Annotated in this window: 15 protein-coding genes and 7 tRNA genes; 13 read left to right on the top strand and 9 right to left on the bottom strand. The window is 74.6% G+C overall.

Features of this window, described 5'->3' with window-relative positions; genetic code table 11:
* Window positions 1-114 precede the first annotated feature (114 nt).
* A complete protein-coding gene (locus AB0I11_RS19775; protein ID WP_357322106.1) occupies window positions 115-810 on the bottom strand; it encodes a methyltransferase domain-containing protein in 696 nt (231 codons plus the stop codon).
* Between the two features lie 87 nt (window positions 811-897).
* Here AB0I11_RS19775 and AB0I11_RS19770 point away from each other — a divergent pair, with 87 nt between their 5' ends.
* The 10 genes from AB0I11_RS19770 to AB0I11_RS19725 all read left to right on the top strand — a co-directional run bounded on the left by AB0I11_RS19770 (window position 898) and on the right by AB0I11_RS19725 (window position 3,825).
* Entirely contained in the window at window positions 898-1,488 is a 591-nt protein-coding gene (locus AB0I11_RS19770; RefSeq protein ID WP_357322103.1) for a helix-turn-helix domain-containing protein, read from the top strand.
* Window positions 1,489-1,580: 92 nt separating this feature from the next.
* Entirely contained in the window at window positions 1,581-1,703 is a 123-nt protein-coding gene (locus AB0I11_RS19765; protein WP_357322100.1) for a hypothetical protein, read from the top strand.
* 241 nt (window positions 1,704-1,944) lie between these two features.
* A tRNA-Pro gene (locus AB0I11_RS19760) sits at window positions 1,945-2,017 on the top strand.
* A gap of 30 nt (window positions 2,018-2,047) precedes the next feature.
* A tRNA-Glu gene (locus AB0I11_RS19755) sits at window positions 2,048-2,120 on the top strand.
* A gap of 27 nt (window positions 2,121-2,147) precedes the next feature.
* Window positions 2,148-2,221 (top strand) — tRNA-Gly (locus tag AB0I11_RS19750).
* A 28-nt stretch (window positions 2,222-2,249) separates the two neighbouring features.
* On the top strand, window positions 2,250-3,449 hold the full coding sequence (locus AB0I11_RS19745) for an RtcB family protein (RefSeq protein WP_357322096.1): 1,200 nt from the start codon (window positions 2,250-2,252) through the stop codon (window positions 3,447-3,449).
* Window positions 3,450-3,496: 47 nt separating this feature from the next.
* Window positions 3,497-3,568, top strand: a tRNA-Arg gene (locus AB0I11_RS19740).
* A 23-nt stretch (window positions 3,569-3,591) separates the two neighbouring features.
* Window positions 3,592-3,664 (top strand) — tRNA-Gln (locus AB0I11_RS19735).
* 5 nt (window positions 3,665-3,669) lie between these two features.
* Window positions 3,670-3,742, top strand: a tRNA-Arg gene (locus AB0I11_RS19730).
* Between the two features lie 12 nt (window positions 3,743-3,754).
* A tRNA-Cys gene (locus AB0I11_RS19725) sits at window positions 3,755-3,825 on the top strand.
* Between the two features lie 51 nt (window positions 3,826-3,876).
* Here AB0I11_RS19725 and AB0I11_RS19720 read toward each other — a convergent pair.
* The 3 genes from AB0I11_RS19720 to AB0I11_RS19710 form a co-directional block, all read right to left on the bottom strand.
* The gene (locus AB0I11_RS19720; RefSeq protein WP_357322093.1) at window positions 3,877-4,359 is read right to left on the bottom strand and encodes a hypothetical protein; all 483 of its coding nucleotides are present in this window, start codon (window positions 4,357-4,359) and stop codon (window positions 3,877-3,879) included.
* Between the two features lie 77 nt (window positions 4,360-4,436).
* Entirely contained in the window at window positions 4,437-4,844 is a 408-nt protein-coding gene (locus AB0I11_RS19715; protein ID WP_357322090.1) for a RidA family protein, read from the bottom strand.
* Complete coding sequence (locus AB0I11_RS19710; RefSeq protein WP_357322190.1) at window positions 4,841-5,800, bottom strand: NAD(P)-dependent oxidoreductase; 960 nt, start codon at window positions 5,798-5,800, stop codon at window positions 4,841-4,843. The genes AB0I11_RS19715 and AB0I11_RS19710 overlap by 4 nt, the downstream gene beginning before the upstream one ends.
* Here AB0I11_RS19710 and AB0I11_RS19705 point away from each other — a divergent pair.
* Together AB0I11_RS19705 and AB0I11_RS19700 are read left to right on the top strand one after the other, a co-directional pair.
* Entirely contained in the window at window positions 5,748-6,644 is an 897-nt protein-coding gene (locus AB0I11_RS19705) for a LysR substrate-binding domain-containing protein (RefSeq protein ID WP_357322085.1), read from the top strand. The two genes, AB0I11_RS19710 and AB0I11_RS19705, sit on opposite strands and share 53 nt — an antisense overlap.
* Window positions 6,645-6,696: 52 nt before the next feature.
* Window positions 6,697-6,915, top strand: coding sequence for a hypothetical protein (locus AB0I11_RS19700; RefSeq protein ID WP_357322083.1), 219 nt, complete (start codon window positions 6,697-6,699; stop codon window positions 6,913-6,915).
* Window positions 6,916-6,921: 6 nt separating this feature from the next.
* Here the strand turns inward: AB0I11_RS19700 and AB0I11_RS19695 are convergent, their stop codons facing one another.
* The 5 genes from AB0I11_RS19695 to AB0I11_RS19675 form a co-directional block, all read right to left on the bottom strand.
* Window positions 6,922-7,815 carry a Gmad2 immunoglobulin-like domain-containing protein gene (locus tag AB0I11_RS19695; RefSeq protein WP_357322080.1) on the bottom strand — a complete coding sequence of 298 codons (894 nt, stop codon included), beginning with the start codon at window positions 7,813-7,815 and terminating at the stop codon, window positions 6,922-6,924.
* Window positions 7,803-9,197: a HAMP domain-containing sensor histidine kinase gene (locus AB0I11_RS19690; RefSeq protein WP_357322077.1), complete on the bottom strand. Its 1,395-nt coding sequence runs from the start codon at window positions 9,195-9,197 to the stop codon at window positions 7,803-7,805. The genes AB0I11_RS19695 and AB0I11_RS19690 overlap by 13 nt, the downstream gene beginning before the upstream one ends.
* A 5-nt stretch (window positions 9,198-9,202) precedes the next feature.
* Complete coding sequence (locus AB0I11_RS19685; protein ID WP_357322073.1) at window positions 9,203-9,883, bottom strand: response regulator transcription factor; 681 nt, start codon at window positions 9,881-9,883, stop codon at window positions 9,203-9,205.
* Between the two features lie 95 nt (window positions 9,884-9,978).
* Window positions 9,979-10,533, bottom strand: coding sequence for a hypothetical protein (locus tag AB0I11_RS19680; protein ID WP_357322070.1), 555 nt, complete (start codon window positions 10,531-10,533; stop codon window positions 9,979-9,981).
* Between the two features lie 135 nt (window positions 10,534-10,668).
* Entirely contained in the window at window positions 10,669-11,928 is a 1,260-nt protein-coding gene (locus tag AB0I11_RS19675; RefSeq protein ID WP_357322067.1) for an MFS transporter, read from the bottom strand.
* Between the two features lie 70 nt (window positions 11,929-11,998).
* Here AB0I11_RS19675 and AB0I11_RS19670 point away from each other — a divergent pair, with 70 nt between their 5' ends.
* Window positions 11,999-12,976, top strand: a complete 978-nt coding sequence (locus AB0I11_RS19670) for a DUF5937 family protein (RefSeq protein WP_357322064.1) — start codon at window positions 11,999-12,001, stop codon at window positions 12,974-12,976.
* Window positions 12,977-12,980 lie beyond the last annotated feature (4 nt).

Here is a 12,980-nt window from a genome sequence, read left to right as displayed (position 1 = left end):
AGCCCTGGATCATGAAGATCATCAATGACGAAGATCACATCGCCGGCAGCGGCAGCCGCGGGTCCAGCATCAGCCGGCGTACGTCCGCCGCGTCCCGTGTGCCCAGTCGACAGGTCAGGGTCGGGATCCTTCACGGTGCGCCGAAACGTCGGTCATCGACCGGCGGGCCTGCACGTAGCGCAGGGAAGGCCAGCGGTCCCCGGATCCGGTCAGCTCGAAGTCGGCCCGCCCGACCAGGTCGGCGAGGTCGGCCATCGAGTGATGCTGTCGAGCGTGACGGGCCAGCACGCCGAGAAGGTTGGCCAGGCGCAGGTGGCGTGGCTGCTCGCGGAAGTCGGCCAGCAGCAGCCGCCCGCCCGGACGCAGCACCCGGCGCATCTCGCCCAGCGCCGTGACCCGGTCGTCGGAGGGCAGGTGGTGGATGGCGAGGCTGGAGACCACCGCGTCGAAGGAGGCGTCCGCGTGCGGCAACGCCTGCGCGCCGGCCACCTGGAAGGTGCAGTTGGCCGCTGAGCGGGTCGCGGCGTACGCGATGACCGAGGGTGACGGGTCGATGCCGACGACGGTTCCGCCCGGGCCGACCGCCCGCGCCACCCGTCGGGTGAGATATCCCGTGCCGCAGCCGATGTCGAGCACCCGGTCGCCGGGCCCGACCCCGCTGAGGGCGACCAGGCCGTCGTAGACCTGCCGGCGGCGCCCCAGCATGCCGAAGGCCGCACTCCACTCGTAGCGGCGGGCGCGGCGGATCAGCATCCCGCCCCCGTCCCCATCGTGCTCGTGCCGTTCGCGCGCCTGCTTCCCGTGTCCCATCGAACCTCCGCCTCATCGAATTTGCGATACAGACTGTCTATATCAATACGAAGCGTCGCGCTAGGGGCGACCTGTACGATGGATGCCGTGCCGAAGCTGTGGAACGAGACGATCGAGGCGCACCGGCGCGCGGTGCACGACGCGATCCTGGACAAGACCGTCGAACTGGCCGGCGCACACGGCGTCCTGACCGTGACCATGTCCCAGATCGCCGAGCAGACCGGCATCGGCCGCGCCACCCTCTACAAGTACTTCCCGGACGTCCGAGCGATCCTGCTCGCCTGGCATGACCGGGAGGTCGCCGCCCATCTCGCGGCGCTCGCCAAGGCCAGCGAACGCGGCGGCGACCCCGACGCCCGGCTCGAGGCGGTCCTCGACACGTACGCCCGCATCCAACGTGAGCGAGCCCAGCACCACCAGCACGCCCGGTTCGGCGCGGAACTCGCCACCCTCCTGCACCGCGACGGGCACGTCTCCGACGCGCATCGACAGGTCACCAACCTGCTGACCGACCTGCTGACCGACGCCGCCCGCGGCGGGCGGGTCCGCGCCGACGTACCCCCCGCCGAACTGACCGCGTACTGTCAGCACGCCCTGCACGCGGCCGCCGCGCTACCGTCCGCCGCCGCGGTCCGCCGGCTCGTCGCAGTCATTCTGGCCGGTCTGCGCGCCGGCTGATTCTCCCGCCCGAATATCCATTGCGGTACCCCCGGCATGCGCCTACCGTTGCCCGAGCAACATCAACCGGTGCCACACCCAGGGAGTACGCCGTGTCGCAGCAGTACCGCACCCAGGCCGAGCGGCCCGCGCCGCGCGGCGGTGCCCTGCTGCCGGAAGGCAACCTGGGCCCCTGCCGAGGGCAGCGGGAGCAACCGGGGTGGTGGCGCGACTAGCGCCGGCGCGACACCCGCGCAGCCGCCCGCCCCGCTACCGGGACCGGGCGGCTTTTTCGTCACCCGGATCCGAGGGGCGTAGCTCAACCGGACGAGCACCGGATGCCAAACCCGACGGTTGCAGGTTCGAGTCCTGCCTCACCCGCCCCGGCCGTGGCCGGCGGCATCGCTGCTTCTCAACTCCACAGTGGACGACATGAGCACGATCCCGGCCGGCGCCTCCGCGCGCCGGGCCGGGCATCCGGGACGAGGGAGCTGGCTGACCCGCTCGCCTTGGGCGCGAGAGACACGCGGTTCGATTCCGCGGTCCCGGACAACGCGTGGACGGCGGCGCCGTCCCGCACGGGCCGTTGGAGCAACAGGAAGCTCACCCGGTTCTCACCCGGGAGGCTGCGGGTTCGAGCCCCGCACGGCCTACGCCGGTCCCAGCCCGGGACCAGCCTCGCGGTTGTAGCGCAGTCAGGCAGCGCGTCACCTCGCCATGGTGAAGATCGCCGGTTCGAATCCGGCCAGCCGCTCGCAGATCCCTCAGGCAAGGAGACGACGATGGGTTTCACCCCGCTGGCCGGTACCCGGGCGCCGGTCCGGGTCTGGACCGACCCGTACACGATCGAGGCGCAGGCGGCCCGGCAGCTGCGCAACATCGGCGCGCTGCCGTGGGTGCAGGGCGTCGCGGTCATGCCCGACGTGCACTTCGGCAAGGGCGCCACCGTCGGCTCGGTCATCGCCATGCGGCAGGCCGTGTCGCCGGCCGCCGTCGGCGTCGACATCGGCTGCGGGATGTCCGCGGTCCGCACCTCGCTCACCGCCGCCGACCTCCCCGACGACCTCGCGGCGCTGCGCGGCGCGATCGAGGCGGCCATCCCGGTCGGCTTCGCCAAGCACGACGACCCACTCGACCCGCGCCGGATCCGTGGCCTGGAGCAGGGCGGCTGGGCCGACTTCTGGCGACGCTTCGGCACCCTCGACCGGAAGGTGGCGCAGCTGGAGACCCGGGCCCAGCGACAGCTCGGCACCCTCGGCGGCGGCAACCACTTCATCGAGGTCTGCCTCGAGCAGGGCGGGCCCGACGACGGTCGGGTCTGGCTGATGCTGCACTCCGGCTCGCGCAACATCGGCAAGGAACTGGCCGAGCGGCACATGGCGGTGGCCCGGCGGCTGCCGCACAACGTCGACCTGCCCGACCGGGACCTCGCGGTGTTCCTCACCGGCACGCCAGAGATGGACGCCTACCGCCGGGACCTCTGGTGGGCGCAGGAGTACGCGCGGCGCAACCGCGCCGTCCTGCTCGCCCTGCTCTGCCAGGTGGTCCGGGACGAGTTCCCGCAGGTGAGCTACGACGAGCCGATCTCCTCCCACCACAACTACGTGGCGGAGGAGACGTACGACGGGGTGGACGTGCTGGTGACCCGCAAGGGGGCGATCCGGGCCGGCAAGGGCGACCTGGGCATCATCCCCGGCTCGATGGGCACCGGCTCGTACATCGTGCGCGGGAAGGGCAACCTCGACGCGTACTGCTCGGCCTCGCACGGGGCCGGGCGGCGGATGTCGCGGGGGCAGGCGAAGCGGACGTACAGCACCGCCGACCTGGCCGCGCAGACGGCCGGCGTGGAGTGCCGCAAGGACGCCGGGGTGGTCGACGAGATCCCCGGCGCGTACAAGGACATCACCCGGGTGATGGCCCAGCAGGAGGACCTGGTCGAGGTGGTCGCCCATCTCAAGCAGGTGGTCTGCGTGAAGGGCTGACACCCGGCGACCGGCGCCCCGGGAGGGGGTGGGGCGCCGGTCGGTACGCCCCGGTGGCGCAGCGGACAGCGCGCCGGCCTACGAAGCCGGATGCCCAGGTTCGAATCCTGGTCGGGGCACGGTCCGCGGTACGCGGATCCCATGCGAGCTGGTGCAACAGGCAGCACGTCCCTCTCTGGAAGGGAAGGTTCGAGGTTCGAGTCCTCGGCTCGCAGCTCACGCCCCCGTGGCGCAGCGGAGAGCGCGTCGGATTCCGGATCCGAAGGTCGCTGGTTCGATTCCAGCCGGGGGCACCGCCGCATCCCGACCAGGTGCCCGAGTGGTGAGGGAACGGTCCGCAAAACCGTGCACGCGGGTTCGATTCCCGCTCTGGTCTCGACCTGCCGTCCGCTGTGGGGACAGCTCGACCACCGGGTCGGGCGGTGTTCTACCCCTCGACCGGGGTGACCCGTACCGGATCCAGGTGCAGTTCATACGGTGTGTAGCAGTCGGCGGCGAGGGTGGCGAGGCGGTTGCCGCACGGGCACGCCCGGTTCGGGCCGTGGTAGCCCGCCGGGCCACAGCAGCCGGAGCTGTTCTCCCAGTTCGGCAGCGGCCGCAGCGTGGGAGCGTCGTCCGGGTGGATCACGATGGTGTTCCTCGGTCCGGCGGACGTCACGAAGCCGTCGTCGGTGCAGTAGCAGTTGCCCCGTGGCTGGCAGGGCTTTGGATCGTCCTGATTGTCCTGGGGTACGTAGGGCCCGCCCCAGGGCTCTGTTTCGACGGCGTAGTGACCGGCCGGCACGGTGGAGGGAAGCCGCCGTGTCTCCGGATCGCGCTGCGACTCGTCGGGCGCGTCCGGAACGGCGGGCAGCGCAGCCAGGTCGGCGGTCAACGCCTCGCCACAGCGCGCGCACAGGAAGATCGTCACGGCGGCCATTCTGCGGCTGGCGGATCCGGCGCCGCCCACCGGTCCCGGACGGCGAGCGGGTCGCTCGGATCGGCACGTCAGGTCGAGATGACCGCGGCCATCACCTCGACCTCCAGCACCGCCCCGTCGAGGAAGAGCCGGCTCACCTCCACGGTGGTACTGGCGGGTCGGGTGCGCGGGAAGTACCGGCCGCGGACCGCCGCGTACCCGGCCAGGTCGCCGAGGTCGGTCAGGAACGTCCGGACGTGCAGGACGTCGTCGAAGGTGGCGCCGTGCGCGGCGAGCAGGTCGCCGATCAGCGCGAAGATCCGTTCCGACTGGGCCCGGACGTCGCCGGGCTCGACGATCACGCCGTGCTCGTCCACGCCTACCTGGCCGGAGAGGACGAGCAGCGCGCCGCCGGGCAGGTCGAGGCGGGCGACGTGGGCGAACCGGTCACCGAAGGGCGCGGGGACGGTCGCCGGGTTGTCCAGGGTGATGCTCATGGGTGCTCCTTGCCGGGATCGCGGGTGAGGGTGGCGAGGTCGAGGTCGGGGTGGGGTGCGGCCGCGAGGACCGTCGCGGCGGCGCGCAGCAGGGGCGCGGGCGCGCCGTCCAGGGCGTCCAGGGCGAGCCGGGCGTCCTTGGCGGCGAGGCTCACGGCGAACGCGGCGTCCGTGCTGGTCGCCCGCGCGACCGCGGCGCCGAGCGGTCCGTCGGCGAGGGCGTCGAGCGCGGTCCGCCGGTCCAGCCCGACCGCCTTGGCGACCGCCAGCGCGTCGGCGACCGCTGCGACGGCGGTGACCAGGGCGGTGTTGAGCACCAGCTTCCGGGCGGCGCCGCGACCGGGACCGCCGCAGCGGCGGACGGTGCCGAGCCGCTCCAGCACCGGGGTGACCCGGTCGAGCGCGGCCTCGTCGCCGCCGGCCAGCACGGTGAGCCGGCCGGCCACGGCGGCCGGGGCGCTGCCCGCGACGGGCGCGTCGACCAGGTGCACGCCCGGCGGTAGCAGCGCGGCCAGTTCCGGCAGCGCCGCCGGGCCGACGGTGGACATCTCGACCACGTGGGTGCCGGGCCGCAGCGCGGGCCCGGCGGAGCGCAGCACGTCGCGTACCGCGGTGGCGTCGGTGAGCATGGTGATCACCACGTCGGCGTCCCGGACGGCCTCGGCCGGGGTGGCGGCGGCGCGGGCGCCCGCCGCGACGAGCGGCGCGGTCCGGGCGGGGGTGCGGTTCCAGACGGTGGGTCGGTGGCCGGCGGCCAGCAGGCGACGGCCGATGGCGGTGCCCATCGTGCCGGTGCCGAGCAGTGCGAGGTCCATGTGCCGCAACGCTAGGAGCCGCGCGGCGATGCTACCAGCGAATCTCTGGCATCCCTGCCATGCGTCAGCAGCATGGCAGGATGGTCGGGTGCAGCCCGAGACCCTCCACACCTTCCGTACCGTCGCCGCGCACCGCTCCATCACGGCGGCCGCCCGGAGCCTGCGCTACACCCAGTCCGCGGTGTCCCGGCAGATCGCCGCCCTGGAGGCCGAGGTCGGCGCGCCGCTGTTCGACCGGCTGCCGCGCGGTGTCGCGCTGACCGAGGAGGGCCGCTGCCTGCTCGGCCACGCCGAGGCCGTGCTCGACCGGCTGGACACCGCCCGCCGGGACCTCACCGCGCTGCGGGACCTGACCGCCGGCCGGCTGAGGGTCGGTGCGTTCCCCACGGCGGTGGCCGCACTGGTGCCCCGCGCCCTGGCCGCGTTCCGGTCGGCCCACCCCGCGGTGGCGTTGCACCTGGTCGAAGGGCTGACGCCGCGGCTGCTGGACCGCCTGCTCACCGGGGACGCCGACGTGGCCGTGGTGAGCGCGCCGCCCGACCAGCCGCTCGACGGCGAGCGGTTCGACCTGCACCACCTCGTCGACGAGGTGCTGCTGGTGGCGGTGCCCCGCACGCACCGGCTCGCCCACCGCCGCACCGTCCGGCTGCCCGAACTGGCCGACGACGCGTTCATCGCCGGCTCCGCCACCGCCGAGGAGACCCTGCTGCGGGCCACCCTGCCCGCCGGCTTCCGGCCCCGCGTCGACATCGTGGCCGCCGAGTGGACCGGCAAGCTCGGCTGCGTGGCGGCCGGGCTCGGCGTCGCGCTGGTGCCCGCGCTCGCGGTCCGGGCCACCCCGCCCGATCTCGCCCTGCTCCGGCTGCACCCCGACGACGCCTCGGTGCGGCGGGTCTTCGCGGCCACCGTCGCCGGGCGCAGCCGGCCGGCGGCGGTACGGCGGTTCCTGACCCACCTCGACGAGGCGGCGGCCGGTCTGGGCTGACCGGAGCCCGCTAATCCGCCCGCGCGACCGCCCGCTTCGTTACGGTCAGAACGTGGCAATCGTGAAGCTGCGCCTGCGCGGCGGGCCGTACGACGGGGTGCCGGTGAACTGGGACGTGCCGGACGCCGAGCATCCACCGCCGACGTACCAGCTCAAACTGCACGGCGCGCACGAGGAGACGGGCGTCGTCGAGTACCAGCGGGCGGAACGGGCGCCGGAGGGCGCGGCGGAGGCGTGGATCTACGAGGCCCGTGACGCCGACGCCCGGTAGGCGCGGTCAGCCGCTGGCGGCCAGCACGACCGGCACGGCCACCGAGTTGATCCGCGACCCGTCCTGCGCCGACACCTCGTACACCTCGATGGTGCCCGGGCCCGGCGCGGCCCGCCGGTAGCGCACGGCGACCCGGTAGTCGCCGCGGCAGCCGGAGCCGCAGGTGGCGATGGTGAACGCGGTGCCGATCTCCCGGCCGGCGCTGTCGAGCACCCGCACGCTCACCGTGGCCTCGAAGACGTTCGCGGTACCGGTGACGGTGATCGGGCTGCTGACCCGGTCGCCGACGGCCGGGCCGGTGACCACGATCGGCGGGAGCAGGTCGGCGTAGTCGGCGCGGTCGGCCGGCGCGGTGTCGGTCGAGGCGAAGGCGACCCGCCGCACGGTGGGGAACTGGGTGAGCGTCCAGACCACCTGGGCGCGGCGCAGTCGGGCGGCGCTCGCGCCGCCGGTGTCGAAGCTGGTCGGCGGGACCAGCGTGGCGATCCGGTCGGCGATCCGGCTGACCTGCACGCCGGGCGGGACCAGCGAGGTCATCCCGGCCGCCGTCTCGGCCAGGGTGGGCCCGGCGGCGAGTTCGGTGAGGGCCAGCCGGGAGGTGGCCGGGGTGGCGGGCAGGGTGCGCCGGGTCGGCACCAGCCGGCCGGCGCGGGTGAACCAGAGCTGCACGGTGACGGTGTCCCCGGGCCCCGGCGCGGCGGTGCTGGCCGGCGCGGCCGGCGGCGTCGGGGTGGGCCGGCCGGGCGAGGCGGCGGGGGAGGGGGTGCGGGGTGCCGTGGCGGCCGGCGGCGTGCGGGTGGTCGGGGCGACCGGGGCCGGGCCGAGCGTGCCGGAACGGGCCGGCGCGCAGCCGGCGGTGAGCAGCAGCAGCGCCGCGACCGGCGCGATCAGGCTTCGCACGGCTCGTCTCCGGTGGTGGGCAGGTCGAGGCGGAAGCGGGTGCCCCGGCCGGGTTCGCTGTCGACGGTCAGCCGGCCACCGAGCAGCCGGGCGTTCTCCTGGGCGATGGCCAGGCCGAGGCCGCTGCCGGCGCCGGTACGGGCCGGGTCGACCTTGTAGAAGCGGTCGAACAGGTGTGGCAGGTGCTCGGCGGGGATGCCCGGCCCCCGATCGGTGACGTCGACGACCAGCGCCGTCCCGGTGTGCCGCACCTCGGCCCGGACCGCGCCGCCGCCGTGCTCGACGGCGTTGGACAGCAGGTTGGCCAGCACCCGTTCCAGCCGGCGCGGGTCGGTGTCCACCGACGGGGCGGCGCCGGTCACGCGGATCCGGTCAGCCCAGCCGCGCGCCGTGGCGATACCGCCCAGCAGCGCTACAACGTCGACCGGCCGGACCGCCACCGCCTCCCGCCCGGCGTCCAGGCGGGAGATCTCCATCAGCTCCTCGACCAGCCGGCGCAGCCGGACCACGTCGGTGACCAGGAGTTCGGCGGCCCGGCGGCCGTCGGCGGGGAGGGCGTCGAGCTGGTCGGCCAGCAGCGACGCCGCCGCCACCAGGGCGGTGACCGGGGTACGCAGCTCGTGCGCCACGTCGGCGGTGAAGCGCCGCTCGCGGGCCTGGGCCCGGGACAGCGCCTCGATCTTCGTCTCCAGCGCCTCCGCCATCTCGTTGAAGGAGGCCGCCCAGACGCTGAACTCGTCGCGGCCGTCCACCGGCAGCCGGGTGTCGAGCAGCCCTTCGGCGACCGCCCGGGCGGCCCGGCTGGCCCGGCCGACCGGTTCCAGGGTGCGCCGGGCGAGGGTGTGCCCGACCGCGGCGGCGACCAGCACCACCGCGATCCAGCCGACCGCCAGCGCGGTACGCAGCTGGTCCAGGTCGTCGACGAGGTCGTCCTCGACGGTCACCACGTACAGCTCCGCGGTGGAGCCGGGAATCCGGCCGCCGACCACCAGCAGGTGCGATCCGGCGGCGCCGGCCGAGCGCTGGAAGCCGAGCTGGCCGGCGGCGACCGTGTCGCGCAGGGCCGGCCCGGGCGCCGGCGCGTAGCGGGGGTCGGACGTCTGGACGTCGCCGGTGACCAGCAGCACCGGCCGCCCGTTCTGCGCGAAGCTGGCCAGCAGATCCGCCCGGCGGGTGTCGGTCAGCGGCACGAACTGCCCGGCCAGCACGAGCTGGTAGCGGGCGTCGGCGGCGGCGCGTTGCAGGGAACCGTCGAAGCGGGCCTGCCGCAGCATCAGGTACGAGCCGCCGGCGAGCGCCCCGGCGGACACCCCGGCGACCAGGACGAAGGCGACGACGAGCCGCCGCCGCAGCCGCCCGGGGCTGACCCTGCCCGCCGCCACGGCCCTCACCCCGGGGCGAGCTTGTAGCCCGCGCCGCGCACGGTGCGGATCAGGGTGGGCGCCCCCGGGTCGTCCTCCACCTTGGCCCGCAGACGTTGCACCGCCACATCGACCAGCCGGGAGTCGCCGAGGTAGTTGTGCCCCCACACCCGGTCCAGCAGCAGCTCCCGGGTGAACACCTGCCCGGGACGGCGGGCCAGCTCCAGCAGCAGCCGGAACTCGGTGGCGGTGAGGGTCAGCTCCCGGCCCGCCTTGCGGGCGACGAACCGGGCCGGGTCGATCTCCAGCGGGCCGGCGGTGACCGTGTGCTGCTCGGGCGGGGCCACCGTCCGGCGCAGCACCGCGCGCACCCGGGCGACGAGTTCCGGCAGGTCGAACGGCTTGCGCAGGTAGTCGTCCGCGCCGCACTCCAAGCCCACGACCACGTCGATGGTGTCGGTGCGGGCGGTGAGCATCAGGATCGGCAGCTGGCTGGTGCGCCGGATCTCCCGGCAGACCTGGAAGCCGTCGAGGCCGGGCAGCATCACGTCCAGCACGATCAGGTCGACGGGGCGGGCCCGCCAGGCGGCCAGCGCGGTCGGTCCGTCCGCCGCGGTGTCCACCCGGAACCCGGCGCGCCGCAGGCCCAGGGCGGTGACCTCCCGAATGGAGGCATCGTCCTCGACGACCAGCACACGGCCCTCCATGACCTGCTCAGGGTAGCCCGGCGCGACGGTGCACGGACCTGGCGTAACGGCCGGTGCGGGAAGCCGGTCGGCTCCCCGCACCACCGCCGCGGCGGTCACTCCTGCCACTGGTGGGCCACGTCGAGGACGATCCGGCTGTGCGTACCGGGACCGCTGAGCACGAAGACCCGGAACGGCAGTTGGGCGCGGACGCCGACGGCGAAGGTGCTGTAGCCCTCGTAGCTGCCGCCGAACACCACGTCCCGCAGGGTCCGGTAGCCGAGCACCGTGGCGGCGTGCTCACCGGCCCGGTACGGCAGGGTGCCGACGTGGTTGTCGTCGTACGCGGGCGCACGCAGCGACACCCGCAGCAGCGCGCCCCCCGCGGTGTACGGGGACAGCGCCAGCCCCTGCCCCTCGGTGTACGTCTCGCCGTAGGCCACCGCGTAACCGTCCGCGGACCCGTCGAACTCGAAGACCACCCGGTCCCAGCAGTCGTGCCGCCCGGTGCGGACCTCGATCAGCGGGGCCGCGCTCAGCGCGCCCCCCGATTTGGCCGTGCTGCCCCAGGTGATCCCGCAGTACGGGGCGGCCGCCGTGGCGCCGCTCGCGCCGGCGACCAGTCCGCCGAGCACGACCACCAGCGCCAACATCGCTCTGCGCAGTCTCATCGCTGTTCTCCTGTCGAGGTTGCGGACCACCGGACGGGTTCCGGTGCTTCCGTGCCTCGACGGTCGGCCCGGCGTGCCACAGTGGCTTCGCAGCCGGGTAACCGCCGGGTAACAGGCCGGGCGGCGCGGCGGCGGTCAGCGCTCGACCGCCGGCGGCGCGGCCGGGTCGGCCAGGGTCCGCAGCGGCGAGCGGAACACCGGCAGCCAGGTCAGCGCCACACCGGCCGCGCCGATCCAGAGCGAGGTCCGTGGGCCGGCGTACTGGCCGAGCAGGCCGGCCAGCCCGGCGCCCACCGCGATCGCGCCGGTGAGCAGGAACCGGAAGGTGGCGTTCATCCGGCCGAGCAGCGCGTCCGGGGTCACCTGTTGGCGCAGGCTGACGCCGATCACGTTGCCGATCCCGGTCCGCCACGCCAGCGCCAGCCAACCCAGCCCGGCCAGCCACAACCATCCGCCCCGATCGACCAGCGCGACCAGCGCGCCGGCCGGCGCGACCACCGCCCCGGGCAGCCAGAGCATCGGGCCGTGCCCGATCCGCGCGGCCAGCGGCCGGGCCGTCACCGCGCCGAGCAGCGCGCCGGCGCCACCGGCGGCGAGGAAGAGTCCGAGGACGCCGGCGCCGAGCCCCAGTTCGCGCAGGAAGACCACCGGCAGCATGGTGGTCATCAGGTTGACCGTGAGGTTGATGCCGGCCAGGGACACGGCGAGCGGGCGCAGCAGCGGGTTGCCCAGCACATGCCGGACCCCTTCGGTGAGTTGTCGACCGAAGTCGCCGGGCCGGGCGGCACCGCGGGCCGCACCGCCGGTGGCGGGGGGTACCCGGGTGAGGGCGAGCGCGGAGAGCAGGTGGGTGACCGCGTTCAGGGCGAGCGCGACCGGTGCGCCGAGTCCCTGCACGAGCAGCCCGCCGAGACCGCGCCCGCCGATCTGCACGGTGGCGTTGCTGGTCATCAGCAGGGAGTTCGCCGCCACCAGCCGATCCCGGCCGACCAGTTCCGGCAGGAAGCTCTGCGCCGCCACGTCGCCGAAGACCGTGGCGACCCCGGCGAGCAGCACCACCGCGTACAACTGCCCGATGGTGAGGCCGCCGGCCCACCAGGCCAGCGGGACGGAGGCGTAGAGCGCGCCGCGGACCAGGTCGGCGACGATCAGCACCGTGCGGCGGGGCGAGCGGTCCACCCACACCCCGGCGGGGAGGCCGACCAGCAGGAACGCGGCGGTGCTCAGCACCGCGAGCAGGCCCACCTGCCCGGGGGTGGCGCCGAGCACGGACACCGCGAGCACCGGTAGCGCCAGGTAGCCCACCTGGTAGCCGATGCTGTCGGCCAGGTTGGCGGCGTAGACGTACCGGAACGGCCGGGGCCACCGGGTCGGTGGGCGCGCGATGGTGGTCATGGCAGCACCCTGGTCGCCGGACCCGGCTGGGTCGATAAGTTTGAGCTGCGTCGAATCCAATGGAGGTGCCATGCTCAGCGTCGCGCTGGGGGCCCACGACCTCGCCAACATCCGGTTCGCGGTCTCGCCGCTGTGGGAGGCGGTGGCCAGCCTGCGGGTGGTCAAGAACCCGGAGTTCTTCCCCGCCCACCAGCCGTGGCTGCGGCAGGTCCGGCCACGGCTGTCCACCCTCGACTGGCGGATCTTCGCCGACCTGGTGCCCGTGCCGACGACGGTCATCCCGTCCTTCGTCTGCCCACCGCCGCTGACCTTCCAGCCCACGCTGGAGCTGGAACTGGCCGCCCTGGTGGCCACCCCGCCGGAGGTGGTCCGGGCCGGACTGGACGAGCTGCCCGGCCCCCGGCCGGCCCGGCTGGCCGCCCTCTACGACGACCCCGCCGCCGGCCTGGCCCGGCTCGCCGACGTGATCGCCGGGTACGCGGACGCGGCGCTGGCGCCGTACTGGCCGCGGATGCGGACCCTGCTGGAGCGGGAGGTGCTGGTCGGCGCCGGCGTGATGGCCGCCCAGGGCGTGCGCGGCCTGCTCAACCGGATCGACACGTCCGTCTCCTGGGAGGACGGCGTGCTGCGCGTCGACCACCTGACCCGGGCCGGCGCGACCGACCTGGCCGGCCGCGGGTTGCTGCTGGTGCCGTCGGTCTTCGCCGGCTCGCGGGTCTGGTCGAACCTGACCGAGCCGGCCACCCAGCCGGTCCTGCGCTACGCCGCCCGGGGCGTCGGCACGCTCTGGGAACGCAGCACCGTCCCGGCCAGCGAGGCGCTCGCCCGGGTGCTGGGACGCACCCGGGCGATCCTGCTGCACGAGCTGGCGGTACCGGCCGCGACCACCGAGTTGGCCCAGCGCTGCGGCCTGAGCGCCGGCACGGTCTCGCACCACCTGACCGCGCTGCGCGACGCCGGCCTGGTCGGCAGCCACCGGGTCGGGCGGTTCCTGCGCTACGCCCGGACCAGCTCGGCGGAGGCGTTGCTCGCCGGGGCCGGCCAATAGTGAT

The organism is Micromonospora sp. NPDC050495, from assembly GCF_040655175.1.
GTDB lineage: Bacteria > Actinomycetota > Actinomycetes > Mycobacteriales > Micromonosporaceae > Micromonospora.
The sequence above is the reverse complement of the archived record's forward strand: the minus strand, read 5'-3'. Positions and strand labels throughout refer to the sequence as shown.

Bases quoted from the DNA above. Each gene is read 5' to 3' on its own strand.
- AB0I11_RS19775 (WP_357322106.1), bottom strand. From the start codon at position 810: ATGGGACACGGGAAGCAGGCGCGCGAACGGCACGAGCACGATGGGGAC.
- AB0I11_RS19745 (WP_357322096.1), top strand. From the start codon at position 2,250: ATGGGTTTCACCCCGCTGGCCGGTACCCGGGCGCCGGTCCGGGTCTGG.
- AB0I11_RS19715 (WP_357322090.1), bottom strand. From the start codon at position 4,844: ATGAGCATCACCCTGGACAACCCGGCGACCGTCCCCGCGCCCTTCGGT.
- AB0I11_RS19710 (WP_357322190.1), bottom strand. From the start codon at position 5,800: ATGGAGCGGTGCGCGGCGACGGTACGGAAGGTGTGGAGGGTCTCGGGC.
- AB0I11_RS19685 (WP_357322073.1), bottom strand. From the start codon at position 9,883: ATGGAGGGCCGTGTGCTGGTCGTCGAGGACGATGCCTCCATTCGGGAG.
- AB0I11_RS19680 (WP_357322070.1), bottom strand. From the start codon at position 10,533: ATGAGACTGCGCAGAGCGATGTTGGCGCTGGTGGTCGTGCTCGGCGGA.
- AB0I11_RS19675 (WP_357322067.1), bottom strand. From the start codon at position 11,928: ATGACCACCATCGCGCGCCCACCGACCCGGTGGCCCCGGCCGTTCCGG.
- AB0I11_RS19670 (WP_357322064.1), top strand. From the start codon at position 11,999: ATGCTCAGCGTCGCGCTGGGGGCCCACGACCTCGCCAACATCCGGTTC.